General features: G+C 65.1%; 3 protein-coding genes. All 3 read right to left on the reverse strand.

All coding sequences use genetic code 11. The features are described from left to right. Nucleotides 1-247, reverse strand: a 247-nt coding sequence (locus tag QQX02_RS13040) for a hypothetical protein (protein ID WP_301143786.1), incomplete at its 3' end; no start/stop codon positions are given. Nucleotide 248: 1 nt separating this feature from the next. Then, entirely contained in the window at nucleotides 249-623 is a 375-nt protein-coding gene (locus QQX02_RS13045; RefSeq protein ID WP_301143787.1) for a hypothetical protein, read from the reverse strand. A 9-nt stretch (nucleotides 624-632) separates the two neighbouring features. Next, nucleotides 633-916 (reverse strand): single-stranded DNA-binding protein (locus tag QQX02_RS13050; RefSeq protein ID WP_301143788.1); only part of this gene is annotated, 284 nt, incomplete at its 5' end.

Raw genomic sequence — 916 nt, forward strand, 5'->3', positions numbered from 1 at the left:
CCCTAAAGCTCACGATGTGCGGCACCATCCACGCCACCGCCTCCCCCTGCGCGGCAGGCTCGGGGGCGGCCAGGGCGGCGATGTACTTGCGCGCGAACACCTCAGCTTCCGCACGGGACGCGCCATAGCTCCACGCATCTTCCGGGATCGGGGAATCCCTGTGCATCGCATAGCCGGCAAACCACGCCTCCGTCATTGCATCCACCATCGCCTCACTCACCCCTCGCGTGGTCGTGGTCGTGTTCATGTCAGGCTCCTTGGGTGAGGGCGGCGGCGGCGCGGACGATGGCGCGGCGGGTGGAGGCGTATGGGTCGGAGCCCAAGCCCTCAGCCGCAAAACGGTCGGCATCCTCCGTGATGTTCTCGGCTACTACATCGACATGGCTGCCGGGGTAGAGCAACACGCTCAGATTCAGCTTCACCGCCAGCCGGAATGCGTCGGCATCGGACTCAAGAGGATTCCAGCCGGTAGCGAACGTCCCGCCCTCATAGCGAATCCAGAGCGAAGGAACGGGCGGATCAAGTTCCATGCGCTCGCGGTTCATCGGGTGACTGGTGTCATAGCCCGCAGCCTTCGCCGCTAGCTCCAACAACTCCCGCTGCTCCGTGGTGGGATGGGTCATGGGGTGGCCTCAGAAGGGGATTTTTTCGGAGTCGTCGAAGTCACCAGCCGGAGCCGGTGCCTGCCGCTGCTGACGCGGGGCGCTGGATTCGGGCTTATCGCCCTTGCCGACGATCAGGTGAACGTCGCTCGCGTTGACCTCGACGGACGTTCCCTTGCCGCCATCCTTGCGGTCGTACTCGCGCACGCGCAGCTCGCCAGTCACGGCAACCTGCGTGCCCTTGGTCAGTTCCAGCTTGGCGAGCGATTCGGCACGCTTGCCGAATACCTGGGCGGTGATCCAGTTCGTGCCCT

This window comes from Demequina muriae (assembly GCF_030418295.1).
Lineage (GTDB): Bacteria > Actinomycetota > Actinomycetes > Actinomycetales > Demequinaceae > Demequina > Demequina muriae.